Source organism: Roseateles sp. T103, assembly GCF_057219915.1.
Genome location: NZ_JBXVVS010000001.1, coordinates 1398472 through 1421207, shown reverse-complemented (window position 1 = coordinate 1421207; position 22736 = coordinate 1398472). Strand labels below are relative to the sequence as shown.

Annotated in this window: 26 protein-coding genes; 14 read left to right on the top strand and 12 right to left on the bottom strand. The window is 65.7% G+C overall.

The window, feature by feature from the left end:
• Positions 1 to 27 precede the first annotated feature (27 nt).
• The 4 genes from flgE to flgB form a co-directional block, all read right to left on the bottom strand.
• Positions 28 to 1404 carry a flagellar hook protein FlgE gene (flgE, locus tag AC2EBS_RS06310; protein ID WP_484727506.1) on the bottom strand — a complete coding sequence of 459 codons (1377 nt, stop codon included), beginning with the start codon at positions 1402 to 1404 and terminating at the stop codon, positions 28 to 30.
• Positions 1405 to 1466: 62 nt separating this feature from the next.
• Positions 1467 to 2126, bottom strand: a complete 660-nt coding sequence (locus AC2EBS_RS06305) for a flagellar hook assembly protein FlgD (RefSeq protein WP_484727505.1) — start codon at positions 2124 to 2126, stop codon at positions 1467 to 1469.
• Between the two features lie 28 nt (positions 2127 to 2154).
• On the bottom strand, positions 2155 to 2571 hold the full coding sequence (gene flgC, locus AC2EBS_RS06300; protein ID WP_484727504.1) for a flagellar basal body rod protein FlgC: 417 nt from the start codon (positions 2569 to 2571) through the stop codon (positions 2155 to 2157).
• A 20-nt stretch (positions 2572 to 2591) separates the two neighbouring features.
• Positions 2592 to 3005, bottom strand: coding sequence for a flagellar basal body rod protein FlgB (flgB, locus tag AC2EBS_RS06295; protein WP_484727503.1), 414 nt, complete (start codon positions 3003 to 3005; stop codon positions 2592 to 2594).
• Between the two features lie 184 nt (positions 3006 to 3189).
• Between flgB and flgA the strand changes: the two genes are divergently transcribed.
• The 3 genes from flgA (at position 3190) to AC2EBS_RS06280 (ending at position 4892) form a co-directional block, all read left to right on the top strand.
• Positions 3190 to 3933: a flagellar basal body P-ring formation chaperone FlgA gene (gene flgA, locus AC2EBS_RS06290; RefSeq protein WP_484727502.1), complete on the top strand. Its 744-nt coding sequence runs from the start codon at positions 3190 to 3192 to the stop codon at positions 3931 to 3933.
• A 141-nt stretch (positions 3934 to 4074) separates the two neighbouring features.
• Entirely contained in the window at positions 4075 to 4404 is a 330-nt protein-coding gene (gene flgM / locus AC2EBS_RS06285) for a flagellar biosynthesis anti-sigma factor FlgM (RefSeq protein ID WP_484727501.1), read from the top strand.
• 74 nt (positions 4405 to 4478) lie between these two features.
• The gene (locus AC2EBS_RS06280) at positions 4479 to 4892 is read left to right on the top strand and encodes a hypothetical protein (protein ID WP_484727500.1); all 414 of its coding nucleotides are present in this window, start codon (positions 4479 to 4481) and stop codon (positions 4890 to 4892) included.
• A gap of 84 nt (positions 4893 to 4976) precedes the next feature.
• On the opposite strand, the gene AC2EBS_RS06275 is transcribed toward AC2EBS_RS06280, so the two are convergent.
• Complete coding sequence (locus AC2EBS_RS06275) at positions 4977 to 5408, bottom strand: DUF1841 family protein (RefSeq protein WP_484727499.1); 432 nt, start codon at positions 5406 to 5408, stop codon at positions 4977 to 4979.
• An 88-nt stretch (positions 5409 to 5496) separates the two neighbouring features.
• On the opposite strand from AC2EBS_RS06275, the gene AC2EBS_RS06270 reads away from it, so the two are divergent.
• The 3 genes from AC2EBS_RS06270 (at position 5497) to AC2EBS_RS06260 (ending at position 7470) form a co-directional block, all read left to right on the top strand.
• Positions 5497 to 6129 (top strand): ParA family protein, encoded by a 633-nt coding sequence (locus AC2EBS_RS06270; protein ID WP_484727498.1) that lies wholly within the window; start codon positions 5497 to 5499, stop codon positions 6127 to 6129.
• 9 nt (positions 6130 to 6138) lie between these two features.
• On the top strand, positions 6139 to 6591 hold the full coding sequence (locus AC2EBS_RS06265; protein WP_484727497.1) for a MaoC family dehydratase: 453 nt from the start codon (positions 6139 to 6141) through the stop codon (positions 6589 to 6591).
• 129 nt (positions 6592 to 6720) lie between these two features.
• A complete protein-coding gene (locus AC2EBS_RS06260) occupies positions 6721 to 7470 on the top strand; it encodes a response regulator (RefSeq protein ID WP_484727496.1) in 750 nt (249 codons plus the stop codon).
• Between the two features lie 32 nt (positions 7471 to 7502).
• Here the strand turns inward: AC2EBS_RS06260 and AC2EBS_RS06255 are convergent, their stop codons facing one another.
• Positions 7503 to 8300 carry a segregation and condensation protein A gene (locus tag AC2EBS_RS06255; RefSeq protein WP_484727578.1) on the bottom strand — a complete coding sequence of 266 codons (798 nt, stop codon included), beginning with the start codon at positions 8298 to 8300 and terminating at the stop codon, positions 7503 to 7505.
• Positions 8301 to 8389: 89 nt separating this feature from the next.
• Positions 8390 to 8593 (bottom strand): DUF3460 family protein, encoded by a 204-nt coding sequence (locus tag AC2EBS_RS06250; RefSeq protein ID WP_484727495.1) that lies wholly within the window; start codon positions 8591 to 8593, stop codon positions 8390 to 8392.
• Positions 8594 to 8953: 360 nt separating this feature from the next.
• Between AC2EBS_RS06250 and AC2EBS_RS06245 the strand changes: the two genes are divergently transcribed.
• Positions 8954 to 10501: a methyl-accepting chemotaxis protein gene (locus AC2EBS_RS06245; RefSeq protein WP_484727494.1), complete on the top strand. Its 1548-nt coding sequence runs from the start codon at positions 8954 to 8956 to the stop codon at positions 10499 to 10501.
• Positions 10502 to 10586: 85 nt separating this feature from the next.
• On the opposite strand, the gene metG is transcribed toward AC2EBS_RS06245, so the two are convergent.
• On the bottom strand, positions 10587 to 12632 hold the full coding sequence (gene metG / locus AC2EBS_RS06240; protein WP_484727493.1) for a methionine--tRNA ligase: 2046 nt from the start codon (positions 12630 to 12632) through the stop codon (positions 10587 to 10589).
• Positions 12633 to 13328: 696 nt separating this feature from the next.
• Here metG and minC point away from each other — a divergent pair.
• The 3 genes from minC to minE all read left to right on the top strand — a co-directional run bounded on the left by minC (position 13329) and on the right by minE (position 15337).
• On the top strand, positions 13329 to 14162 hold the full coding sequence (minC, locus tag AC2EBS_RS06235) for a septum site-determining protein MinC (RefSeq protein ID WP_484727492.1): 834 nt from the start codon (positions 13329 to 13331) through the stop codon (positions 14160 to 14162).
• An 84-nt stretch (positions 14163 to 14246) separates the two neighbouring features.
• Positions 14247 to 15062: a septum site-determining protein MinD gene (minD, locus tag AC2EBS_RS06230; protein WP_484727491.1), complete on the top strand. Its 816-nt coding sequence runs from the start codon at positions 14247 to 14249 to the stop codon at positions 15060 to 15062.
• Positions 15063 to 15076: 14 nt separating this feature from the next.
• The gene (gene minE, locus AC2EBS_RS06225) at positions 15077 to 15337 is read left to right on the top strand and encodes a cell division topological specificity factor MinE (protein WP_484727490.1); all 261 of its coding nucleotides are present in this window, start codon (positions 15077 to 15079) and stop codon (positions 15335 to 15337) included.
• A 34-nt stretch (positions 15338 to 15371) separates the two neighbouring features.
• Here the strand turns inward: minE and AC2EBS_RS06220 are convergent, their stop codons facing one another.
• The 3 genes from AC2EBS_RS06220 to AC2EBS_RS06210 all read right to left on the bottom strand — a co-directional run bounded on the left by AC2EBS_RS06220 (position 15372) and on the right by AC2EBS_RS06210 (position 16688).
• Positions 15372 to 15626, bottom strand: coding sequence for a VF530 family protein (locus AC2EBS_RS06220; protein WP_484727489.1), 255 nt, complete (start codon positions 15624 to 15626; stop codon positions 15372 to 15374).
• Complete coding sequence (locus AC2EBS_RS06215; protein WP_484727488.1) at positions 15623 to 16213, bottom strand: 1-acyl-sn-glycerol-3-phosphate acyltransferase; 591 nt, start codon at positions 16211 to 16213, stop codon at positions 15623 to 15625. The genes AC2EBS_RS06220 and AC2EBS_RS06215 overlap by 4 nt, the downstream gene beginning before the upstream one ends.
• Positions 16214 to 16307: 94 nt before the next feature.
• Entirely contained in the window at positions 16308 to 16688 is a 381-nt protein-coding gene (locus tag AC2EBS_RS06210) for a 2Fe-2S iron-sulfur cluster-binding protein (protein ID WP_484727487.1), read from the bottom strand.
• A 43-nt stretch (positions 16689 to 16731) separates the two neighbouring features.
• Between AC2EBS_RS06210 and AC2EBS_RS06205 the strand changes: the two genes are divergently transcribed.
• From AC2EBS_RS06205 to dbpA, 4 genes are read left to right on the top strand one after another with little or no spacing between them, the layout of a single operon-like run.
• Positions 16732 to 17409 carry a DUF502 domain-containing protein gene (locus AC2EBS_RS06205; protein ID WP_484727486.1) on the top strand — a complete coding sequence of 226 codons (678 nt, stop codon included), beginning with the start codon at positions 16732 to 16734 and terminating at the stop codon, positions 17407 to 17409.
• A gap of 3 nt (positions 17410 to 17412) precedes the next feature.
• The gene (locus AC2EBS_RS06200) at positions 17413 to 17913 is read left to right on the top strand and encodes a M48 family metallopeptidase (protein ID WP_484727485.1); all 501 of its coding nucleotides are present in this window, start codon (positions 17413 to 17415) and stop codon (positions 17911 to 17913) included.
• Positions 17910 to 18863: a tRNA dihydrouridine synthase gene (locus tag AC2EBS_RS06195; RefSeq protein ID WP_484727484.1), complete on the top strand. Its 954-nt coding sequence runs from the start codon at positions 17910 to 17912 to the stop codon at positions 18861 to 18863. Before AC2EBS_RS06200 ends, AC2EBS_RS06195 begins: the two co-directional genes overlap by 4 nt.
• A 22-nt stretch (positions 18864 to 18885) precedes the next feature.
• On the top strand, positions 18886 to 20316 hold the full coding sequence (dbpA, locus tag AC2EBS_RS06190; RefSeq protein WP_484727483.1) for an ATP-dependent RNA helicase DbpA: 1431 nt from the start codon (positions 18886 to 18888) through the stop codon (positions 20314 to 20316).
• A 594-nt stretch (positions 20317 to 20910) separates the two neighbouring features.
• Here the strand turns inward: dbpA and AC2EBS_RS06185 are convergent.
• Positions 20911 to 22704: a glutamine--tRNA ligase/YqeY domain fusion protein gene (locus AC2EBS_RS06185; RefSeq protein WP_484727482.1), complete on the bottom strand. Its 1794-nt coding sequence runs from the start codon at positions 22702 to 22704 to the stop codon at positions 20911 to 20913.
• Between the last annotated feature and the right edge of the window lie 32 nt (positions 22705 to 22736).

The following is a 22736-nucleotide window of genomic DNA, read 5'->3' as shown; positions in this document are numbered from 1 at the left end:
CAGGCCTCCGGTCAGTTCAGTCCAGCATCAACGCAGGTTGACGAGGGTCTGCAGCACGTCGTTGAGCGTCTTGATCGACTGCGCATTGGCCTGGTAGACGCGTTGCGCGGTGACCATATTCACCAGCTCGCCGGTGAGGTCGACGTTCGACTCTTCCAGCGATCCGGGCGAGAGCACGCCCAGGTTGCCGTCGCCGGGCACGCCGACCACCGGCTCGCCCGAGGCGTTGGAGCGCGCCCAGACATTGCCACCCATGGGCTGCAGGCCCTGGTTGTTGCGGAAGGTCGCCAGTTCCACCTGGCCTGCGGCCTTGGACTGGCCGTTCGAGTAGCGCGCGGTGACGATGCCGTTCGTTTCCACCTGGATGCCGGTGAGCTGGCCAGGGGCGTAGCCGTCCTGTGTCAGGTCGGTCACCGCGAAGCTGGAGCCGTTCTCGGTGGCGGAGGTGAAGTCCAGGCGGATCGCGCGGTTGTCGGGATTGTTCGGGTCGGCGGTGGCCGGATCGAAGGGGATGCTCAGCGTCGAGGCGCCGCCTGCATTGACGCCTTCGGGGATATAGAGGTCCAGCGCCACCAGCGGTTGCAGCGGCGAGCCGCCTTCCTTGGGGAAGATCAGCTGCGTGTAGGGCAGCACCGGTGCCTGCGGATCGGCCGGCGTGATCGTGCTGCCGTCCGCCGCCTGATCCAGCGGCTTGTCGTTGGCGGTGATGTAGACGTTCCACACCGTGCCGCCGCTGCCGCCCGGATCGGGCGTCTTGGTGCGCTGGAAGTACATCGTCACCGCGATCGGCTGCCCCTTCTTGTCATAGACCGTCATCGAGGTGGCGTTGTTGTAGGTGCTCGGGTCGGTGAGCGACATGCCGGTGATCTCGTTGCCGCCGGCATCGATCGGCGCCGTCGGGCTGGCGCGGGAGTCGAGGTTGAACTCCATATTGATGTCGTTGGTCACCTTGGGATCGATGCCCTTGGTGGGCAGCTGCAGTGGCTGCGCCAGGCCGGGCGTGATCTTGCCCGTGCCGTCGGCGGGATAGCCCAGCAGCTTGAGCTGGTCGTTGTTGACGATGAAACCTTGCTTGTCCACCTTGAACTGGCCATTGCGGCTGTAGAAGGTGGGGTTCTTGCTATCACTGAGCTGGAAGAAGCCACCGCCGTTGATCGCCAGGTCCATCGGGTTCTCGGTGATGGTGATGTTGCCCTGGGTGAACTGCTGCGCCACGGTGGACAGCTTGGTGCCGATGCCGATGGTGCCGCTGCCCGCTCCGCTCAGCGAGGCGGCATAGAGGTCGGAGAACTCGGCTCGCGAGGACTTGCTGCCATAGGTGTTGGCATTGGCGATGTTGTTGCCGATGATTTCCAGGTTCTTGCTGGCGGCGTTCAGACCGGAGAGACCTTGTTGGAAGCTCATGGTGATTCCTTAAGCGGGACGGTCGTGACTTGCGTGCCCGCGACGGGCAGCGACGGGGTTCTTCAATCGATGGCCTTGATGCTGCTGTAGTCCACCTGGCCGAGCTTCTCGAGCTGGAGCTGCAGCTTGCCGCTGCTGCTGGTGCTGACGGACGCAACCTTGTCGGTGGAATACAGCGTGGTGCCGACTGCCGCGGTGCCGCTGGTGGCGGTGATGCGGAAGTTCACCTGGGTGTAGCCCTTGCTCTTCTCGGCCGACCAGTCGAACTGGTGCAGGCCGGCGCCTTGTGCGCCCATGTCGATGGTGTCCAGCACCGCGCCGGCAGGGCTGAGCACCTCGAGCTTGACCTTGTCGGCCGGGCCGCTGAGCTCGAAGGCGCCCTGGCCACGGTTCTCGGCGATGACCATCTTGTTGCCTTCGATGCTGACGTCGCGGCCGACCAGCGAGACTCCCTGCAGCGTCTGCATCTGGCTGAACTGGCTGGACAGCGACTGGATGGACTTGTCCAGCGTGGCGATGCCCGAGACCGTCTGGATCTGCGCCATCTGGCTGGTCACCTGGGCGTTGTCCATCGGATTCATCGGGTCCTGGTTCTGCATCTGCGCGACCAGCAGCTTGAGAAAGCGGTCCTGCGTGTCGGCAGCGTTCTTCGACGCCGAGCTGCTGCTGCCCGTGCCGGTGCCACTCGAGCTGCTGGTCCTGTTGAGCACGCTGTAGTCCATGGCGTTTCCTTCGCGTTCGGGTCAGGGCTCAGGACTGGCCGAGCTGCAGGGTCTTGAGCAGCAGGCTCTTGGCCGTGCTCATGACTTCGATGTTGTTCTGGTAGGAGCGCGAGGCCGAGATCATGTTGACCATCTCCTCCACGCTGTTGACGTTGCTATAGGTCACATAGCCCTCGGCGTCGGCCTGTGGATGCTTGGGATCGTGGACGCGGCGGCCCTGGGTCTGGTCCTCGGTGATCTGCGAGACCTTGACGCCCGCGGCACCGAGGTCGTTGCCGGCGCCGACCAGATGAGTCTGGAACACCACCTGGCGCGCCTTGTAGGCCTGCCCGTCGGGTCCGGCCACGGTGTCGGCGTTGGCCAGATTGCTGGCCACCACGTTGAGGCGCTGGCTCTGCGCGCTGACCGCGCTGCCCGAGACGGAGAAGATCTGAAACATCGACATGGCGTTCTCCTGTCAGTCGCTCAGGGCGAGGTGTGCGACTTCATCGCATCCAGCGTGGTGCGCACGCTGCCGTTGATGAAGCGAAGCGTGGCTTCATACTTCACCGCGTTGTCAGCGAAGCTGGCGCGTTCGCGGTCCATGTCCACGGTGTTGCTGTCCAGGCTGGTCTGCGCCGCGGCGCCGTAGAGCTTCTGCGCATCGCTGCGCGCGCCGGCCAGTGGGGCCATGTGGCCGCCTTGGGTGGCGCTCATCGCGCCGCGGGTGGCGAGATCGCCGGTGGCTTCACGCAGGGCCCGCGAGAAGTCGAAGTCGCGCGACTGGTAGCCCGGCGTGTCGGCATTCGCGATATTGCTGGCAAGCAGGCGCTGACGTTCCGAGCGCAGCTTGAGCGCCTCGGTCTGGAAGTTCAGCGAATCGGTCAGTCGGTTGATCATGGTCTTGCCCTCCGGGCAGCCTGGCTTTAGCGTCGAGTGGCGGCGGATGACCTGTGGCGACCCTTTGCTACCCGTATGGCAGGCATTGTGTTGGGCAGCCCGGAAATCTTTAGCGCGAATAGAGCGGGCTTTGGCGCGCATTTCAGCGCTCAGCCGCCACCGGCTCGGGCCTAAAGTGCCCCCCATGCTTCAAAAGGCCCGTGCTCCCTCTGCCGCTCGCTGCCTGCGCGCCACCTGCGTGGTGCTGCTGGCGTGGCTGGGCGTCGGCGTGGCCCAGGCTCAGCAGCCTTCCCAAACCATCCCTGGCGAGGTGCTCAGCCGCGTGCAAGCGCTGGCCACTGCCGGCGCGCGTGCCGGAGCGCCGGCCGGCGCAAGGGTCGAAGTGCAGCTCGGGCAGCTGGACCCGCGGCTGCGCCTGGCGAGCTGCGGTCAGATCCAGCCTTATCTGCCGCCGGGCCAGCGCGCCTGGGGGCGCACGCGGATTGGCCTGCGCTGTGTCGATGGCTCGGCGCGCTGGAACGTCAGCCTGCCGGTGACGGTGCAGGTGTTCGCCAAAGCCCTGGTCAGCGCCGAGGCGCTGCCGGCCGGGGTGGAGCTGACTGCAGCCCATCTGCAAACGGCCGAAATAGATCTTGCGGCCGAGAGCGGGGCGGTGTTCACCGATCCTGCGCAACTGCTCGGCCGCGTGCTGCAGAGCCCGGTTGGCGCAGGCGAGGCCCTGCGCAGCCACGATCTGCGTGCACGTCGCTGGTTCGTCGCGGGAGACCGCGTGCAGGTGCTGGTTGCCGGCGCCGGCTTCGCGATCTCGGGTGAAGGGCAGGCACTCGAGCCCGGGCTGGAAGGCCGGGATGTGCGGGTGCGTTTCGAGAACGGCCGGACGGTGACCGGCCGCGCGATCGGCAAGCGTCGGGTGGAGGTGCTGCTGTGAGCACCCGCCGCCCGATTCATGGTGGGCCTGCGGGTATCCCCGAGGTCGGGGGACTAGAATTTCCTCAAGTCGCGCCGGTATGGGTCGATACACCGGAAACCTGGACGGGTTGGGCCAATGGCTCCACCCATGGAGAACAGCATGAAAATCGGTAACAGCCCAGAAGCGAAAAGTGCGCTGCCGGTCGCGACGGAGCGATCCGGTGCGGCCGATGCCGGTCGCGCGCAGGGCGGCACGCCTTCGTCCGGTGCCGTCGGTAAGACGCCTGAGGCCAGTGCGCGCATCGAGCTATCGTCGAATGCCAGCAAGCTGATGTCGGGTGTCGCCGATGAAGGCAGCTTCGATGCCGAAAAGGTGCAGCGCATCACGCAGGCGATCAGCGAGGGCAAGTTCAGCATCAACGCCGAAGCGATCGCCGACAAGCTGATCAGCAACGCGCAGGAGATGCTCAGCCGCGCCTCGCCGCACTGAAGCCTTCGCCGGCTCCGGCCGGCCTATCGACAAGCGCGCCGAACCAATTCACACGCCTCGCGGCGGGTACCGCCATGCAAGCTCTGCCTCCGAACGAACTCCACAACCCTGCCGAATCCGGCATCAGCCAGGAACTCGAGCGTCCGCTGCTCGCCGTCGAGGGCTGCCTCAACCAGCTGGGCGAGGCGCTGCTGCGCCGCGACAGCCAGGCCATCGAGATGCATGCCAGTGCGCTGCACAAGGCATTGGCCGAGGCCATCGCTGCCTTTGGCGAAGCGGCCCGCGCGGGGAATGTGCCTCCGAATCTGCGCCACCGCCTGGTGATGGCTGGTGGCCGCGTGGCCGCGCAGCGGGAGTCGCTGGCACGAGCCACGGCTGCGCTGGATCGGGCCATCGATGTGCTGATGCCTGCCGAGAGCACCGGCTTGTACTCCTCCTACGGCAAGGCCGAGCGCAGCGGACTGGGCGGAGGCTCTTACCAGGCCTGAGCGCCGTTGCGGCAGTTCTTCATGCCAGATCAGGCCACGCCTTCGCGTGGCCTTTGTCTTTTCGGCCTTGGCCCGGAGCCCGGCTCAACGGGTGGCGCGGCTGCGCACGCAGTCCAGATAGGCGTGGCCGTCAGGTGGCAGACCGCTGCGCTGTGAGGTCCAGATCATTTGGCCCAGGCACTCCATCGCCTCGTGGTGGGCCTCATGCAGCGATTGCCGTCGGGCGGCCAGCAGCTCCAGGGCCTGGCGCACGCCCGTGGGCTGGTCGATCGACTGCTGCTCCGACAGCGTGAGGTGCATGGCCAGGTGCAGAAAGGGGTTGCTGCGCCCGTCCTCGACTGCATAGGTGCTCGCCAGCGCCGTTTGCTCGTCGGCCAGTTCCGCGTGGTACTCCGGATGCTCATCGATCCACTGCGCGGCGAGCGCCTCCATGGGGATCAGCGGTTGGCCGGCGCGCAGCTTGCGGTAAGTGCTGCAGAAGAAGCGGCGGACATCGAGTTGGGAGGGAGCGAACATGGTGCCGATTGTCGCTGCGAACCCGAATTGCCGCCGTCGCCGGCACAGGGCTACGATGCGGCGCCCCAGTCCAATGGAGGATGCCCTCATGCCCGTGATCCTGGTGGCCAACCCCAAGGGAGGGGTCGGCAAGAGCACGCTGTCCAGCAATATTGCCGGCTATCTGGCCCATCGAGGTCATGCGGTGATGCTGGGCGACAGCGATCCTCAGCAGTCCAGCCAGCAATGGTTGGCGCAACGACCGCCCCAGCTGCCGCGGATCCGCGCCTGGGAGCAACTGGGCGATGGCAAGACCGCGGTGCGGCCGCCGCGCGACGTCAGCCATATCGTGCTCGACAGCCCTGCAGGGCTGCATGGAAAGCGGCTGCAGACCCTGTTCCGACTGGCTGACAAGATCGTCGTGCCGCTGCAGCCCAGCCTGTTTGACATCCAGGCGACATACAGCTTCCTGCAAACCCTGCAAGATCTGCAGCGGGATGCGGGGCGCGCGCCGCGTCTTGCCCTGGTGGGCATGCGCGCACGGGAGGCCACCTTGTCCAGCCAGCAACTGCAGCAGTTCGTGCAGGGGCTGGGCATGGAGGTGCTGACCATGCTGCGCGACACGCAGAACTATGTGCAACTGGCGGCCCGCGGGCTGACGCTGTGGGATGTGGCGCCCGGCCGGGTCGAGCGCGACCTGCTGCAGTGGCAAGCGCTGGCCGCGTGGCTTGAGCAGGACTGAGAACACGCTATGCGTCATTTCGAGAAGCTCGCTGATCTGGCCGGCCTGGTCGGCAGCGAGATCGGCGTCAGCGACTGGGTCATCATCGACCAGGCGCGCATTGACCGCTTTGCCGACGCCACCGATGACCATCAGTGGATTCATACCGACCCGGCGCTTGCGGCGCAGGGCCCGTTCGGCACGACCGTGGCGCACGGTTTCCTCACCCTCTCGCTGGTGCCTCACTTCTTCGAGACCTCGTTCACCATCGGCGACGTGCGCATGGGCCTGAACTATGGGCTCAACAAGGTGCGCTTTCCCGCACCCGTGCCGGTCGGCAGCCGACTGCGGGCGCGCTTTCGCCTGACCGAGTTCCAGGCAATTCCTGGCGGCGCGCAGATGGTGGCCGAGTGCGTCGTGGAGCGCGAAGGCGGTGACAAGCCGGTGATGGTCGCCGAGACAGTCAGCCGCCGCCTGGTCTGAGCGTCGGGAGGCGAACACCCCGCGAACGCCAAGCCTGATTGCCTACCCCCCTTGGGGGAGTGCTGCACTATAGGGTGATCGCTATCATGGCCGCCCATCAGGGCAGCAGATGCCCGCGGAGGCATTTGGATGAAGGTGTTGCTGGTCGATGATCACCCGTTGATCCTGTCCGCGCTGAAGACGGTGATCGAGGGGCTCGACGAACAGGTCGAGGTCGTCGGTGCCGACAGCGCGGCGGCGGCACGCAGCCGGCTGAAGGAGCACTCCGATTTCGATCTGGTGCTGCTCGATCTGCAGCTAGGCGATGCCAGTGGATTCGATGTGCTCGACGAGTTCCGCGCTGCCTATCCCGGCCTGCCGGTGGTGGTGATCTCTGCCTCCGATCGGGCCAGCGATGTGATCCGCTCGATTGACCAGGGGGCGATGGGCTTCGTTCCCAAGCGCACCAGCACCGAGATGCTCGCGCAGGCGCTCCGTCTGGTGATGTCGGGGGGCATCTATGTGCCGCCGATGTCGCTGGGCAACGAGGATGCGCAGCGTCCTGCGGCTGGGAGCGTCGAGGGAGCGCGCCAGTCCCGCCTGCAGCAGATCCAGCAGGCCGCGATGGGCTCGGGCTATCAGCAGAACACGGGTCTGGAGAGCCTGGCGCTGACACCGCGCCAGACCGACGTGCTGGCGCTGCTGCTGCAGGGCAAGCCCAACAAAATCATTGCACGCGAACTAGGCGTCTCGGTGGAAACGGTCAAGGATCATGTGGCCGCCGTGCTCAAGGCTTTGGGCGTGAGTTCGCGCACGCAGGCCGTGCTGGCAGTCAGCCAGATGGTGCAGCGTCATCCCGAGGAATCCTTCTCGACCTGGCGCGCTGCGCAGCACGGCTGAGCTACCGGGACCGGTACTGCACCAAGGCCTGATCAGCTGCTTGCGTAGGACAAACGCACGTAGATAGGCGCGAAGGCCTCGGCCTGGGTGATCTCAAGCAGGTGTTCGCGGGCCAGTTCCAGCATCGCGATGAAGGTGACGACCAGCACCGCCGGACCACGCTCTACCTCGAACAGGTCCTCGAACAGCGCGAAGCGCCGGCCTTGCAGGCGGCGCAGCACGATGCTCATGTGCTCGCGCACCGAGAGCTGCTCACGGCTGATCTTGTGATGCTGGTTCAGCCTGGCGCGCTTGAGCAGCTCGCGCCAAGCCTCGCGCAGATCGTCCACTGACACCTCGGGAAAGCTGGGCTGCAGCGCCTGCTCGATATGCACTTGGGCGCGCAGGAAATCCCGCCCCAGCACCGGCAACTGGTCGAGCTTGAGTGCGGCAAGCTTGATGCGTTCGTACTCGAGCAGGCGGCGCACCAGTTCCGCGCGAGGATCCTCGGGCTCCTGGCCGTCCTCGTTCTTCTTGGGCGGCAGCAGCATGCGCGACTTGATCTCGATGAGCATCGCCGCCATCAGCAGGTACTCGGCAGCCAGCTCAAGGTTATGCCTGCGGATCTGCTCGACATAGCTGAGGTACTGGCGCGTGACGTCGGCCAGCGGGATGTCGAGGATGTTGAAGTTCTGCCGCCGGATCAGGTAGAGCAGCAGGTCCAGCGGGCCTTCGAAAGCCTCGAGGAAGACTTCCAGTGCATCGGGCGGGATGTAGAGATCCTGCGGCAGCTGGAAGAGTGGCTCGCCATAGAGCCGCGCGACGGCGATGCCGTCCACCGTCTCGGGCATCGCGTGCTCGCTGCCGGGCGTCGCGCCCGCCAGAGCCTCGGCGACGTCGGGCTTGGTCTCAGTCAAGCGCGAGGCTCCGGGCAGGCGACTCAGTCGCTCTTGGTCTGGTAGACGTAGGCTTGCTGGGCGACGCGCGCCTGGCTGTAGTCCTGCTGGGCGCTGCGGTCGATGGGCTTATCCCACAGCAGGGCACGGCCGGCGCGCTGCTCGGCTTCGAGCGTGGGCTTCTTGGCCTTCAGCTCCTCGATGAACTGGGTGACGTCGGACTTGTAGGGCTTCCAGAACAGAGGCATGGCGCGCGATTCGGCAGAAGGGTTGACTGTGGGCTTGGAGGCTCGATTTTACAGGCCCTGACCCCGCCGCTTGCTGACTCCAGACCAGGCGGCAGTCGGCCGGGCCATGAATCGGTGAGCGGGGTGCAGCGGCGCCTTAGGGCTCTCGGTGTGTCCATGCGACCAATGCGCCCGGGTCGACGCGCAGCCGGTGCGGCATGGGCCACGGATGGCGGGCGACACAGTCTCTTTGGCACGCAGATCCTTGAATCCACCCTCAGTTTTCAGGCCGGGCAGCCGATGGAAGGAGTAGCGACAGGCGCTTGCCGCAATCAATGCCGGCAAGCGCCTCCTTCGCGCTGTCTGCATCGGAGTGCGTTCATGATTCTTCGCAATTCATCCATCGGCAAGCGCCTGGCTCTTGTGCTGGGCGTGGTACTCAGCTTGTCTTTGCTGGGCAGTGTCATCGCGCTCTGGCAGTTTCAGCGCCTGGGGGCGGAGATTCGCAAGATGACCGAGGAGAACCTCCAGGTGGAGAGGCTGGCCAGCGACTGGTATCTGAACACCTATGGGGGAATCCAGCGGGCGACGGCCACCGCTAAGAGCAGCGATCCCAGTCTCGTCGATTTGTTCGCTGCTGAGACCGCCAAGGCGATCAAGGAGACGACCGAGATCCAGAAACGCATGGAGCCGTTGCTGGATACGCCGGCCGAGCGTGACATGTACGCCAAGATCGGCGAGCTGCGCAAGTCCTACCTGGCTGTCCGCGGCGAGATCAACAAGCTCAAACAGGATGGGCAGGCCGAGGCCGCGGCCAGCGCGCTGCAGCAGCGATTCCTGCCGACAGCCCAGGCCTACCAGCAAGCCGTTCGCGGCCTGGTTGAAGCCCAGCGCGGGCAACTCGATGAGCAAGTGAAGAACACCGAGGCGATGCGCGACCGTGCCAGCCTGATGCTGGTGATCGGCAGCGTGGCGTCGCTGGCCATCGGTGTGGCTCTTGCCTGGAGCGTGTCGCGCAGCATCACGACGCCTCTCAAGCAGGCTGAGCAGATGGCCCAGTCGATCGCCGCGATGGACCTGACCGGCCAGACTCAGGGCGCCTACACCGACGACGAGACCGGCCATCTGCTGCGTGCCCTGGACAGCATGCGCAGCGCGTTGCACCGCTCGATGCAGGAGGTGCGAGGCGTCGTCGAAAGCATCTCCACCGCCAGCGCAGAGATCGCCACCGGCAACCAGGACCTCAGTGCCCGAACCGAGCAGACCGCCTCCAGCCTGGAAGAAACCGCCAGTTCCATGGAGGAGCTGACCGGTACCGTTCGCCAGAGCGCGGAGTCCGCAGCACAGGCCAATCAGCTGGCGCATTCGGCCGCCGCTGTGGCCCAGCGCGGTGGCGCTGTGGTCTCCCAAGTGGTCGCGACCATGGACGAGATCAATGCCAGCTCAAAGAAGATCAGCGACATCATCGGCGTGATCGACGGTATCGCCTTTCAGACCAACATCCTTGCGCTGAATGCGGCCGTCGAAGCCGCCCGCGCGGGTGAGCAGGGTCGCGGCTTCGCGGTGGTGGCATCCGAGGTGCGCTCGCTGGCGCAGCGTAGCGCCGAGGCGGCCAAGGAGATCAAGTCCTTGATTGGCGCCAGTGTCGAACGCGTGGAGAGCGGCTCGCGGCTGGTTCAAGATGCCGGCAGCACGATGAGCGAGATCGTCGCCAGCGTGCAGCGCGTCAGCGACATCATTGGCGAGATCAGCGCCGCGGCCAGTGAGCAGTCCAGCGGCATCGGCCAGGTGAACATTGCCGTCGCCCAGCTTGACCAGATGACACAGCAGAACGCGGCGCTGGTCGAGGAGAGCACGGCAGCTGCCGAGAGCTTGAAGGATCAGGCCCAGCGCTTGTCTGGTGTGGTCAGCGCCTACCGCCTGCACTGAACAAGGGCTCGCGCATCCTCGCGGCGAGCCGCCATCCGACAGGCCGGGCCTTGCCCTGCCTTTCCCTTTGTGTCTGCCGCCGGGCTCAGCGCACGCGCATGCCGGCTTGGGCGCCGGGGAAGGGCTCGAGCACGAAGATGCCCGGGTTGGTCTTCTCGTCGGCGTGGCTGGCGGCCAGCACCATGCCTTCGCTGACGCCGAACTTCATCTTGCGCGGCGCCAGGTTGGCCACCATCACGGTGAGCTTGCCTTCCAGGTCTTCAGGCTTGTAGGCGCTCTTGATGCCGCTGAAGACATTGCGCGTCTTGCCTTCGCCCACGTCCAGCGTCAGCCGCAGCAGCTTGTCGCTGCCTTCGACATGTTCGGCCTTGACGATCTTGGCGATGCGCAGGTCGACCTTGCTGAAGTCGTCGATCTTGATCTCGGGGGCCAGCTCTTCGCCGCCGGGCACGAGCTTGGGTGCGGCGGGCGGCTCGAACAGCGCTTCCAGCAGCTTGGGGTCGACACGCTGCATCAGGTGTTCGTAGGCACCGATCTGGTGGGCGCCCAGCGCGCGCGCGGCGTCGGCGAACTGCAGCGGCTCGATCTTCAGGAACTGCTCGACCTTGGCCGCCAGCGCCGGCAGCACCGGCTTCAGGTAGATCGTCAGCAGGCGGAAGGCCTCGATGCAGACGCTGCAGACATCGTGCAGCACCGCGTCCATGCCTTCCTGCTTGGCCAGTTCCCATGGCTTGTTCTGGTCCACGTACTCGTTGACGCGGTCGGCCAGCAGCATGATCTCGCGCAACGCTTTGCCGAACTCGCGCTCCTCGTAGAGCTCGGCGATGGTGGCGCTGTGAGCGCGCAGGCCGTCGAGCAGCGCGCGGCCTTCGACGCCCAGGTCGGCCGAGAGCCGGTTGTCGAAGCGCTTGGACAGGAAGCCGGCGGCGCGCGAAGCGATGTTGATGTACTTGCCGACCAGGTCGGAGTTGACGCGGGCGACGAAGTCGTCCGGGTTGAAGTCCACGTCCTCGACCTTGCTGTTGAGCTTGGCAGCGATGTAGTAGCGCAGCCACTCGGCATTCATGCCCAGCTTCAGGTACTTCAGCGGGTCCAGGCCGGTGCCGCGGCTCTTGCTCATCTTCTCGCCGCCGTTCACGGTGAGGAAGCCGTGCACGAAGACATGGTTGGGCGTCTTGCGGCCGCTGAAGTGCAGCATCGCCGGCCAGAAAAGCGTGTGGAAGTAGGTGATGTCCTTGCCGATGAAGTGGATCTGCTCCACCGACGCGTCGGCCATGAAGGCCTCGTAGTCCCAGCCCTTCTTGCCGAAGTAGTTCTTCAGCGAGGCCAGGTAGCCGATCGGCGCGTCCAGCCAGACGTAGAAGTACTTGCCCGGCGCGTCGGGGATCTCGATGCCGAAGTAGGGCGCGTCGCGGCTGATGTCCCAGTCGCCGAGCCCGCCCTGGCCGTTCTCGTCCTTGGCGAACCACTCCTTGATCTTGTTGATCACCTCGCTCTGCAGGCGTCCCGGCGTCTGCGTCCACTGCTCGAGGAACTCGACGCAGCGCGGATCGGAGAGCTTGAAGAAGTAGTGCTCCGAACTCTTCATCACCGGCGTCGCACCGGTCAGCACCGAAAAGGGGTTCTTCAGCTCGGTGGGCGTGTAGACCGCGCCGCAGACCTCGCAGGAGTCGCCGTATTGGTCCTTGGCACCACACTTGGGGCACTCGCCCTTGATGAAGCGGTCCGGCAGGAACATCGCCTTCTCGGGGTCGAAGAACTGCTCGATGGTCTTCACCGAAATCAGCTCGTTGGCGCGCAAGGCCTTGTAGATCTCCTTGGAGAGCTCATGGTTCTCCGGGCCGTCGGTCGAGTGCCAGTTGTCGAAGCTGATGTGAAAGCCGTCGAGGTAGGTCTTGCGGCCCGCGGCGATGTCGGCGACGAACTGTTGCGGCGTCTTGCCTGCCTTTTCAGCGGCAATCATGATCGGCGCGCCATGCGCATCGTCGGCGCCGACGAAGTGCACCTCATTGCCGCGCATGCGCTGGAAGCGCACCCACACGTCGGCCTGCGTGTATTCCATGATGTGGCCAATGTGGAAATTCGCATTGGCGTAAGGCAGGGCGGTGGTGACGAAGAGCTTGCGGGTCATGGTCGAAGAGTGATCGGATCGAGCAACAACAAGGGGGCGACGTGTCGCCAAGCCTGGCTGCATCACGCGGGAGCGTGATTCTAGGCGGCGTCGTGGGGCGCGCGATGCCTGCCATCGGGCCTGCAGACCCGATGGCAGGCATCTCAGCCCGGTAGCGTCTTGGGCCAACATCGCTTTAGCGACTGAACCTCAAGTTCGCCTCAGCGTTCAGCGCTAAGGCCTTGATTCTTCAAAGACTTGGCGAGTATCCACCGAGACTGTGGATAACTTTGTTGAAAAGCCGGTTCCACGGCCCGTAAATGCTTGATCCATCGGCCCTCGCCTTGGCCTGCCGAAAAAATGTGCAGGGCGGCGGGTTCTATACGAATCAATGACTTGGCGCGATTTCGGGGAAACGAGCAGACGCGGTGCAGCATGCATGCATCCGCTGGCCCTGAGTCGGCTCGTTGGCAAAGAAGTGGGGATAAGTCAAGGCTTCGAAACAAAAAAATAGCATTTCTACGGCGCCGCCAGTGCGAGATTTCCACGCTATTTGTGGACAAGCTTGTGAGTGGATTCTCGATATCCGTTGCAAGTCGTTGATCTTGTTGAACCCAGCCTGGCGTGCCTGCGTTTTGTGCACTTGCGTGTTTCGCCCGAGGGGAAGGGGGCTGGCCGACCGTTAAAATTGCACTCTGAATATCATCGAACAAAGCAATGGCCCAAGCAACCGAGGGTAAACAGAAGTCCGGCAAATCGCCGTCTCGCGCGGGCGAGGTTTTCGAACTCAAGAGCGCGTCCCTCAGTGTGCTGGCTCTGGTGCTGAAGACCACCGATCTGCAGCAACTGGCCGAGGAGCTGGCGCAGCGCCTGGGCGATACGCCCCAGGTGTTCGACCAGGATCCCCTGCTCATCGATTGCACGCAGCTGCCGCAGCAGGCTGCGGAGGCGGACGACTCCCCGCAGCTCGGCCTGCTTTGCGAACCGGCGACGCTTGATCTGCCGCGCCTGCTGCAGCTGCTGCGCCAGCATAGGCTGCAGCCTGTGGCCATCACCGGAGCCTCCCCGGAGCTGCTGGCCCAGGCCAAGGCGCAAGGCCTGGTCGAAGCCGCCGATCTGCCGCCGATGCGCGAGCTGGGTGCGACATCGGTGCGCGAGGTCGAGGTGGTGCGCGAGGTCGTCGTCGAGCGCCAGGTGCCGGTGGCCGCCGAGGCGGCCAAGACGGTGATCGTCGACAAGCCCCTGCGCTCCGGGCAGCAGGTCTATGCCAAGGGCGCCGATCTGGTCGTGCTCGCGCTGGTCAACCACGGTGCCGAGGTGATTGCCGATGGCAGCATCCACGTTTACGCGCCGCTGCGTGGCAAGGCGATTGCCGGCGCGCGCGGCAATGCCGATGCGCGCATCTTCGCCGCCAGCCTGGAGGCCGAGCTGATCGCCATCGCCGGCATCTACCGCACCACCGAGAACCCGCTGCCTGACACGGTGCTAGGCAAGCCGGCGCAGGTGCGGCTCGACGGTGAGAAGCTGGTGATGGAGCCGCTGCAGTACTGAGCCGACGCAGGAATCTCGAACGAAAGAACGCGCCCCGCGGCATGAGCGGGGCACTCCGCTGAATTGATTGGAAGGAATGGATCGATGACCAAGATCGTCGTGGTGACTTCGGGCAAGGGTGGTGTCGGCAAGACCACCACCAGCGCCAGCTTTGCAACCGGGCTGGCGCTGCGCGGCTACAAGACCTGCGTGATCGACTTCGACGTCGGCCTGCGCAACCTCGACCTGATCATGGGCGTGGAGCGTCGCGTGGTCTACGACCTGATCAACGTCATCAACGACGAGGTCAAGCTGGCCCAGGCCCTGATCAAGGACAAGCAGCTCGACAAGCTCTACATCCTGGCCGCCTCGCAGACCCGCGACAAGGACGCGCTGAAGCAGGAGGGCGTGGAGCGCGTGCTCGACGAGCTCAAGGCCATGGAGTTCGACTACATCGTCTGCGACTCGCCGGCCGGCATCGAGACCGGCGCGCTGATGGCCATGCACTATGCCGACGAGGCCCTGGTGGTGACCAACCCCGAGGTCTCCTCGGTGCGCGACTCGGACCGCATCCTGGGCATGCTCAACAGCAAGACCAAGCGCGCCATCGAGGGCAAGGAGCCGATCAAGGAGCACCTGCTGATCACGCGCTACAACCCCAACCGCGTCGAAGGCGGCCAGATGCTCTCGCTGGAGGACATCCACGAGATCTTGCGCACGCCGCTGATCGGCGTGATCCCCGAGAGCGAGATCGTGCTGCAGGCCTCCAACCAGGGTACGCCAGCGATCCACATGAAGGGTTCGGATGTGGCCGAGGCCTATGCCGACGTGGTGGCGCGCTTCCTGGGCGAGGACAAGCCGATGCGCTTCATTGAGGCCGAGAAGAAGGGCTTCTTCAAGCGCCTTTTCGGCGGCAAGTGAGGGGATGACAGACCATGGGCTTCCTCTCCTTCTTTCTCGGCGAGAAAAAGAGTTCAGCCAGTGTCGCCAAGGAGCGTCTGCAGCTGATCCTGGCGCATGAGCGCAACGGCCGCAGCACCAGCCCCGACTATCTGCCGCAGCTGCAGCGCGAGCTGGTGGCGGTGATCTCCAAATACGTCTCCATCAGTCCGGAGGACATCAAGGTCCATATGGAACGCCAGGACGATCTGGAGGTGCTGGAGGTCAAGATCGAGCTGCCCGAAACGCGGCGCTAAAGGCGCCGCTGATCGGTGCCGCTGACTTGAATCGTCAGCGTGCGGCGCGGGCCTGCTCGCGCCGCATGAACAGATACAGGCTCTCGACCTTGGCGCGCGCCCACGGCGTTTTGCGCAGGAACTTCAGGCTCGAGGCCACGCTGGGATCACTCTGGAAGCAGCGGATCTCGATGCGCTGCCCGAGCTCTTCCCAGCCGAAGTAGTCGACCAGCGCCGTGACGATGGCTTCCAGCGTCATGCCATGCAGCGGGTCCTTGGCCGCCTTGCCGGTGATTTCCCCTGTGCTCATTGGTGGTCGAACTGCGCGTGGTTCTTGCCCTTGAAGGGCGCGTAGAAGCGCTTGATGGCCGCCATGTCGGCCTCGACGTCGCCGGTGGGCTGGAACACCGGGCCCAGGCCGCTGAGCTTGCGCTCATAGTCCATATAAGCCAGCACGATGGGCACCCGTGCCTCGTGCGCGATCCAGTAGAAGCCGGTTTTCCAGTAGCGGGTCTTGCTGCGCGTGCCCTCCGGCGGCACGATCAGCTGCACCGGCCCGTCGGCCGCACGCAGCGCCGCGGCCGATGCGGCGACCAGATTGCTGGACTGCTCGCGGTTCACCGGGATGCCGCCCAGCCAGCGCATTAGCGCGCCGAACGGCCAGTTGAAGATCTGCCGCTTGCCCATCCAGTAGATGTTCAGCCGCAGTGCGAAGGCCACCATCAGCGTGTAGGGCAGGTCCCAGTTACTGGTGTGTGGCGCGGCGATCAGCACGCACTTGCCTTGTTCGGCTGGCAGGGCGCCGTCCAGCTTCCAGCCAGTCAGCTTGAGGAAGCCGACCGAGAAGGCTCGCAGGAGGGTGTTCACGCCGGGCGTGCTGAAGATGGTGCGGTGCATGAGGGGGACTGCCGAAAACGAGGTCCGCCATTGTCTGCGCCGGCTGCCCGCCCACTGCTGCTTTTTCTGGCACGGAGACGATAGGCGTGCCAAATCAATCACTTGTTGCTGCCGTCGGCAGGCTGTGCACGGACTTGTCCACAGCCGCTGGGGATGAGGCGGACGGGGGCTGCTGACACGCCTCCGGCTGCTCGATCGTCAGCGCGCTGCGCGGCTCGGCGACGCAGGGCAGGATCCAGCCCTCGGCCTTTTCCTCGCTCAGCAGCCCCGGCCATTCGATGCGGTAGCGGATCTCGCCCTCGATCAGGCGCGACATGCAGGCGCGGCAGCTGCCGTTGCGGCAGGAGTGGGGCATCGACAGGCCGGACTGCAGCGCAGAAAGTAGCACGGTCTGCTGGCTGGCGCAGACAAACTCCCAGCCTTGGGGCAGCAGGGTGATGATGTGGTGCGCGTCGGCGCTGCAGTCCGTGCTCATGCTGGCATGATGCCGGCTTTTGCCGCTGCGCCAACGCCACGCCATGCCCGTCGTCAAACCTTTCGCCGCCAAGGCCCGCAGCCATGTGTTGCGCACCTTCGTCACCGGTCTGCTGACCGTGTTGCCCCTGGTGGCCACCCTGGTCCTGCTGGGCTGGGTCACTTCCTTGGTGCTCGACTACCTGGGGCCGCGCAGCCTGTCCGGCCAATGGCTGGCCCGTCTGGGTCTGCGCCTGACCGAGTCGCCGCTGGCCGCCTACCTGATCGGCATTGGGCTGGTGCTGATCGTCGTCTACCTGCTGGGGCTGCTGGTCGAGACGCAGCTGCAACGCCGCGTCAAGGCTCTGGTGGAGTCGCTGATCGCGCGCATTCCGGTGATCAGTACTGTCTACGATCTGCTCAAGCGCATGATCGAGATGATGTCCAAGCGCGACGAGGCCGGCGTGCGCGCGATGGCGCCGGTGTGGTGTCATTTCGGGGGGGTGAAGCCGGAGGGCGGCGCGCTGGTGCTGGGCCTGCTGTCCAGCCCGGAGCCGGTGCTCATCGACGATGTCGAGTACATGGCCGTCATCGTGCCCACGGCACCGGTGCCGGTCGGCGGCGGGCTCTTCTATCTGCCGCGGGCCTGGATCAAGCCGGCCGACATCGGCATGGAGGGACTGACCAGCCTGTATGTGTCCATGGGCGTCACGACCCCCGAGGTCTTGGGGCGCAGAGGTTGAGTGGTGGAGCCTTCGCTGAAGTACCTGGCCGGCTATGCGCCCTCTCTGCAGGCTCAGGTGCGCACGCTGATCGACGAAGGGCGACTGGGCGACTATCTGCAGCGTCGCCATCCGGATGCGCATGAGGTGCGCAGCGACAAGGCGCTGTTCGACTACACGCAGGAACTCAAGACTCGCTACATGCGCAATGCCGCGCCGCTGGCCAAGGTCTGCTTCGATGCGAAGCTGAAGGTGATCCAGCACGCGTTAGGCACGCACACGCGGGCCAGCACCGTGCAGGGCGCGCGGCTGAAGACGCGGCGGGAGATCCGCGTGGCCACGCTCTTCAAGGAGGCCCCGGCCGACTTCCTTCGCATGATCGTGGTCCACGAGCTGGCGCATCTGCGCGAACTCGAGCACAACAAGGCCTTCTACCAGCTCTGCGTGCACATGGAGCCGGACTATGGCCAGCTGGAGTTCGATCTGCGGCTGTGGCTCTTGCACCAGGAATCGCTGCAGCAATGATCATCCTTGCCCCCATGGAGGGCCTGCTCGACCACATGCTGCGCGACGTGCTGACGCGCGTCGGCGGCGTGGATCGCTGCGTCTCCGAGTTCATCCGCATCACCGACATGCTGATGCCCAAGCGCGTGTTCACCCGCATCGTGCCCGAGCTGCTGAATGGCGGTCGCACTCCTGCGGGCGTGCCGGTGCGTGCGCAGCTGCTGGGGTCTGACGTGCAGTGCATGGCCGAGAACGCCGCGAAGCTGGCCACGCTGGGGCCGGCAGGCATAGACCTGAACTTCGGCTGCCCGGCCAAGTGCGTGAATCGCCATCGCGGCGGTGCGGTGCTGCTGGACGAACCCGAGCTGATCCACCAGATCGTTGCTGCGGTGCGCCGCGCAGTGCCGCCCGAGATGCCGGTCTCGGCCAAGATGCGTCTGGGCTATATGGACGAGACGCGCACACTGGAGTGCGCGCAGGCCATCGAGTCGGCGGGCGCCGAGGAACTGGTGATCCATGCGCGCACCAAGGCACATGGCTACCGTCCTCCGGCCTATTGGGACCGCATTCAGGCGGTGCGCGAGTCGCTGTCCATCACCGTGGTGGCCAATGGCGAGATCTGGACAGCGACTGACGCGCAGCGCTGCATCGAGGAGTCCGGTTGTGCGGACCTGATGCTGGGTCGCGGCATGGTGGCCGATCCCGGCCTGGCGCTGGCGATCACCCAGCCGGGCCGGTCTGGTTTGAGCTGGGCCGAACTGCTGCCGCTGATGCAGACCTTCTGGGCCCAGGTGCGGCAGCTCGTGGCGACGCGGCATCAGGCCGGTAGGCTCAAGCAATGGTTGCACTATCTGCGCCGGCGTTACCCGGAGGCCGAGGAGGCCTACCAGCGGGTGCGCACGATCAACGCGCCGCTGGAGCTGGAGCAGGTTTTCTTCGGCCGTGCCCTCGAGCTGGAGCAGGGGGCTTGAGGCAGGCGGGGATAATCCGTCGATGAACCCCTCTGCCGCAGACCCATCTTTCGCCCAGCTGCCGCTGGCTCCCGCCATGCAGGCCAATCTGGCCCGGCTGGGCTACACGCAGATGACGCCCATCCAGGCAGCGAGCCTGCCGCTGGCGCTGCTGGGCCAGGACCTGATCGCACAGGCGCAGACCGGCAGCGGCAAGACCGCTGCATTCGGCCTGGCGCTGCTGCAGCGCCTGGATGCTGGGCAGCCGGACGTGCAGTCGCTCGTGCTGTGTCCCACGCGCGAACTGGCCGAGCAGGTGGCGCAGGAGATCCGCCGCCTGGCCCGCGCGATCGACAACACCAAGGTGCTGGTGCTGACCGGCGGCTCGCCGTTCAAGCCGCAGGCCGAGAGCCTGGCCTATGGCGCGCACATCGTGGTCGGCACGCCGGGCCGGCTGCTGGACCATCTGGAGCGCGGCACGCTGACGCTGGGTTCCTTGCGCAGCCTGGTGCTGGACGAGGCCGACCGCATGCTGGACATGGGCTTCTTCGACGACATCGTCGCGGTGGCTAAGCAATGCCCGAAGACGCGCCAGACCTTGCTGTTCTCGGCCACCTACCCCGACGGCATCGCCGACCTGGCCGCGCGCTTCATGCGCGAGCCCAGGACCGTGAAGGTGCAGGCTGCCCGCGCCGCCGAGGGCACGACGGATGCGCCGGTGCAGATCCGCCAGATCGCCTACGAGGTGACCGAGGCCGAGCGGCTGCATGCGGTGTCGCTGGCGCTGAACCATTTCCGGCCCGAGAGCACGCTGGCCTTCTGCAACACCAAGCAGCAGTGCCGCGACCTGGTCGAGGTGCTGACGGCGCAGGGCTTCGTCGCCATGGCCTTGCATGGCGACCTGGAGCAGCGCGAGCGCGACCAGGTGCTGATCCAGTTCGCCAACCGCAGCTGCTCGGTGCTGGTGGCCACCGACGTGGCGGCGCGCGGCCTGGACATCGCGCAGCTGGAATGCGTGATCAATGTGGACATCACGCCCGACGCCGAGGTGCATCTGCATCGCATCGGCCGCACCGGCCGCGCTGGCGCTGAAGGCCTGGCGCTGAGCTTTGCCAGCCTGGACGAGATGGGCCGCATCGGCCGCATCGAGCAGGCGCTGGGGCGCGAGTTCCAGTGGCAGCCGCTGGCGAGCCTGACGCCTGCTGGTGGCGGGCCGCTGCAGCCACCGATGGACACGCTGCAGATCCTCGGCGGGCGTAAGGAGAAGATCCGGCCGGGGGACATCCTCGGCGCGCTGACTGGTGAAGCGGGTTTTTCTGCGACGCAGATCGGGAAGATCAAGGTCACGGACTTCCACAGTTATGTGGCGGTGGAGCGGGGCGTTGCGCGGGAGGCGGTGATGCGGCTCTCGACTGGGAAGCTGAAGGGGCGGAAGGTGAAGGTGCGCAGGATGGCAGATCTGGCGGAGCTCTGAGCCGCTCGGCAGGTTGCGTGCCGCTATCCGCGGGTGGGTCTGGTGGTGCTTTGTCAGAGCGCGCCGGGATTTCGCCCCGGCGGGCGACCTACTTTCTTGCTGGTGCAAGAAAGTAGGCAAAGAAGCACCCGAAGACCGATTCGACCGAGCGCATCGCTCGCTGCGCTCGGCTCGCGCAATGCCACGAGGACAGGCTCGGGACGTTCAAACGCTGGCTAGCTAAGTCGCTCGCCGGGTACGGCTCGACTCCACATTGCTGGATGGCGCGATGCTGCCGCCGGCGCTCGATGGCAGGGCACAAAGTTCATTTGCTTCTCGATGCCGGCATGCATGCGATCTGGAGTCGAGCCGTACCCGGCGAGCGACTTAACAAGTGAGCGCTGGAGCCGCCCGGACCGTGCCTCGGGCAAGTGAGCGTTCCGAGCGCAGCGAGCGTGCCGCTCGGTCAAATCGGCTGTTCCAGGTGTTTCTTTGCTTCCTTTCTTTGCACCAGCAAAGAAAGGGAGTCGCCCGCCGGGGAGAAATCCCGGCGCGCTCTATCGAAGGAACCAAGCGCAGACAGCGAATAGCGGCACCAAGAATGCCTTCAGGGAATCACTTCCCCCACCCGTCCTTCAACCCGGTGATCTTGTTGAACACCGGCCGATCAGCCCGGTGATCCTTGCGATCGGCAATGAAGTAGCCATGCCGCTCGAACTGGAAGCGCGTCTCTGCCGCCACGCCCGCCAGCGAGGGCTCCAGCCAGGCCTGCACGATGCGGCAGCTGGCCGGGTTGATCTCGCTGAGGAAGTCAGCGTCGCCAGCCCCCGGCTGCGGCACCGTGAACAGCCGGTCGTACAGCCGCACCTCGGCGGCCGCGCCCTCGTGCGCGCCCACCCAGGTGATCACGCCTTTGACCTTCACCGCATCAGCGCCCGGCGTGCCGCTCTTGGTGTCGGGCACCACCGTGGCCAGCACCGCGGTGACCTTGCCCTCGGCATCCTTCTCGCAGCCGGTGCACTCGATCACATAGCCGTACTTCAGCCGGGCCTTGTTGCCGGGGTAGAGGCGGTGATAGCCCTTGGCGGGCACCTCCATGAAGTCTTCCTGCTCGATCCACACCTCGGGGCCGAGGCTGAAGTGGCGCTGGCCCAGCTCGGGCAGCTGCGGGTGTGCCGGTGCACTGCAGGGCTCGCGGTGCTCGGCGCTGCCGAAGAGCTCGGCCCAGTTGGTGAGCTTGAGCTTCAGCGGCTCGATCACGGCCATCGCCCGCGCGGCCTTGCCTTCCAGGTCGGCGCGCAGATAGCCGTCCAGCACCGAGTAGTCGATCCAGGCGTTCTGCTTGGTCACACCGGTGCTGTCCACCATCGCGCGAATGCTCTCCGGCGTGTAGCCGCGGCGGCGCATGCCGACCAGCGTGGGCATGCGTGGGTCATCCCAACCGGTGACATGGTTCTCCTCCACCAACTGGCGCAGCTTGCGCTTGCTGGTAACCACATAGCTGAGGTTGAGGCGGCCGAACTCGTACTGGTGCGGCAGCGGACGGGCCAGCAGGCCGCCGTCGGCGAGGTGCTCGAGCAGCCAGTCGTAGAAGGGCCGCTGGTCCTCGAACTCCAGCGTGCAAATCGAGTGGGTGATGCGCTCCAGCGCATCCTCGATCGGGTGCGCATAGGTGTACATCGGGTAGATGCACCACTGGTCGCCGGTGTTGTGGTGCGTGGCGCGGCGGATGCGGTAGAGGGTCGGGTCGCGCAGATTGATGTTGGGCGAGGCCATGTCGATCTTGGCGCGCAGCACCATCGCGCCGTCGGCATGCTTGCCGTCGCGCATCTCGCGGAAGCGCAGCAGGTTCTCCTCGGGCGAGCGCTCGCGAAAAGGGCTGTTCTTGCCCGGCGTGCCGAAGTCGCCGCGGTTGGCGCGCATCTCCTCCGCCGTCTGCTCGTCCACATAGGCCAGACCCGCCGAGATCAGGTACTCGGCGGCGCGGTACATGAAGTCGAAGTAGTTGCTGGCGTAGAACAGGTGCGAGGTGCCGCCCGCGTCCCAGCTCCAGCCCAGCCAGGCGACCATCTCCTTGATGGCGTCGACGTACTCCTGCTCCTCCTTCTCGGGGTTGGTGTCGTCGAAGCGCAGATGGCAGATGCCGCCGTAGTCGCGCGCCAGGCCAAAGTTCAGGCAGATGCTCTTGGCATGGCCGATGTGCAGATAGCCATTGGGCTCGGGCGGGAAGCGGGTGCGGATCTTCGCCGGGTCCAGCGGGCCGGCTGCATGGTGGGCGGCATCGCCCGGGCTGCCCGCGAAACGGCGCTCGCCCTGTCGTGCCTGCTCGGCCGGCTCCAGGTCGCGCTCGATGATGGCGCGCAGGAAGTTGTTGGGCTTGAGAGCTTCGGCGTCGTGGGCGTTGGACATCGATGGGGCAGCGTCGGCTTGGGCGCTGTCAG

Coding starts and splice junctions, on each gene's coding strand:
- flgE (WP_484727506.1), bottom strand. CDS start 1,404: ATGAGCTTCCAACAAGGTCTCTCCGGTCTGAACGCCGCCAGCAAGAAC.
- AC2EBS_RS06305 (WP_484727505.1), bottom strand. CDS start 2,126: ATGGACTACAGCGTGCTCAACAGGACCAGCAGCTCGAGTGGCACCGGC.
- flgC (WP_484727504.1), bottom strand. CDS start 2,571: ATGTCGATGTTTCAGATCTTCTCCGTCTCGGGCAGCGCGGTCAGCGCG.
- flgB (WP_484727503.1), bottom strand. CDS start 3,005: ATGATCAACCGACTGACCGATTCGCTGAACTTCCAGACCGAGGCGCTC.
- flgA (WP_484727502.1), top strand. CDS start 3,190: ATGCTTCAAAAGGCCCGTGCTCCCTCTGCCGCTCGCTGCCTGCGCGCC.
- flgM (WP_484727501.1), top strand. CDS start 4,075: ATGAAAATCGGTAACAGCCCAGAAGCGAAAAGTGCGCTGCCGGTCGCG.
- AC2EBS_RS06280 (WP_484727500.1), top strand. CDS start 4,479: ATGCAAGCTCTGCCTCCGAACGAACTCCACAACCCTGCCGAATCCGGC.
- AC2EBS_RS06275 (WP_484727499.1), bottom strand. CDS start 5,408: ATGTTCGCTCCCTCCCAACTCGATGTCCGCCGCTTCTTCTGCAGCACT.
- AC2EBS_RS06270 (WP_484727498.1), top strand. CDS start 5,497: ATGCCCGTGATCCTGGTGGCCAACCCCAAGGGAGGGGTCGGCAAGAGC.
- AC2EBS_RS06265 (WP_484727497.1), top strand. CDS start 6,139: ATGCGTCATTTCGAGAAGCTCGCTGATCTGGCCGGCCTGGTCGGCAGC.
- AC2EBS_RS06260 (WP_484727496.1), top strand. CDS start 6,721: ATGAAGGTGTTGCTGGTCGATGATCACCCGTTGATCCTGTCCGCGCTG.
- AC2EBS_RS06255 (WP_484727578.1), bottom strand. CDS start 8,300: ATGCCCGAGACGGTGGACGGCATCGCCGTCGCGCGGCTCTATGGCGAG.
- AC2EBS_RS06250 (WP_484727495.1), bottom strand. CDS start 8,593: ATGCCTCTGTTCTGGAAGCCCTACAAGTCCGACGTCACCCAGTTCATC.
- AC2EBS_RS06245 (WP_484727494.1), top strand. CDS start 8,954: ATGATTCTTCGCAATTCATCCATCGGCAAGCGCCTGGCTCTTGTGCTG.
- metG (WP_484727493.1), bottom strand. CDS start 12,632: ATGACCCGCAAGCTCTTCGTCACCACCGCCCTGCCTTACGCCAATGCG.
- minC (WP_484727492.1), top strand. CDS start 13,329: ATGGCCCAAGCAACCGAGGGTAAACAGAAGTCCGGCAAATCGCCGTCT.
- minD (WP_484727491.1), top strand. CDS start 14,247: ATGACCAAGATCGTCGTGGTGACTTCGGGCAAGGGTGGTGTCGGCAAG.
- minE (WP_484727490.1), top strand. CDS start 15,077: ATGGGCTTCCTCTCCTTCTTTCTCGGCGAGAAAAAGAGTTCAGCCAGT.
- AC2EBS_RS06220 (WP_484727489.1), bottom strand. CDS start 15,626: ATGAGCACAGGGGAAATCACCGGCAAGGCGGCCAAGGACCCGCTGCAT.
- AC2EBS_RS06215 (WP_484727488.1), bottom strand. CDS start 16,213: ATGCACCGCACCATCTTCAGCACGCCCGGCGTGAACACCCTCCTGCGA.
- AC2EBS_RS06210 (WP_484727487.1), bottom strand. CDS start 16,688: ATGAGCACGGACTGCAGCGCCGACGCGCACCACATCATCACCCTGCTG.
- AC2EBS_RS06205 (WP_484727486.1), top strand. CDS start 16,732: ATGCCCGTCGTCAAACCTTTCGCCGCCAAGGCCCGCAGCCATGTGTTG.
- AC2EBS_RS06195 (WP_484727484.1), top strand. CDS start 17,910: ATGATCATCCTTGCCCCCATGGAGGGCCTGCTCGACCACATGCTGCGC.
- dbpA (WP_484727483.1), top strand. CDS start 18,886: ATGAACCCCTCTGCCGCAGACCCATCTTTCGCCCAGCTGCCGCTGGCT.
- AC2EBS_RS06185 (WP_484727482.1), bottom strand. CDS start 22,704: ATGTCCAACGCCCACGACGCCGAAGCTCTCAAGCCCAACAACTTCCTG.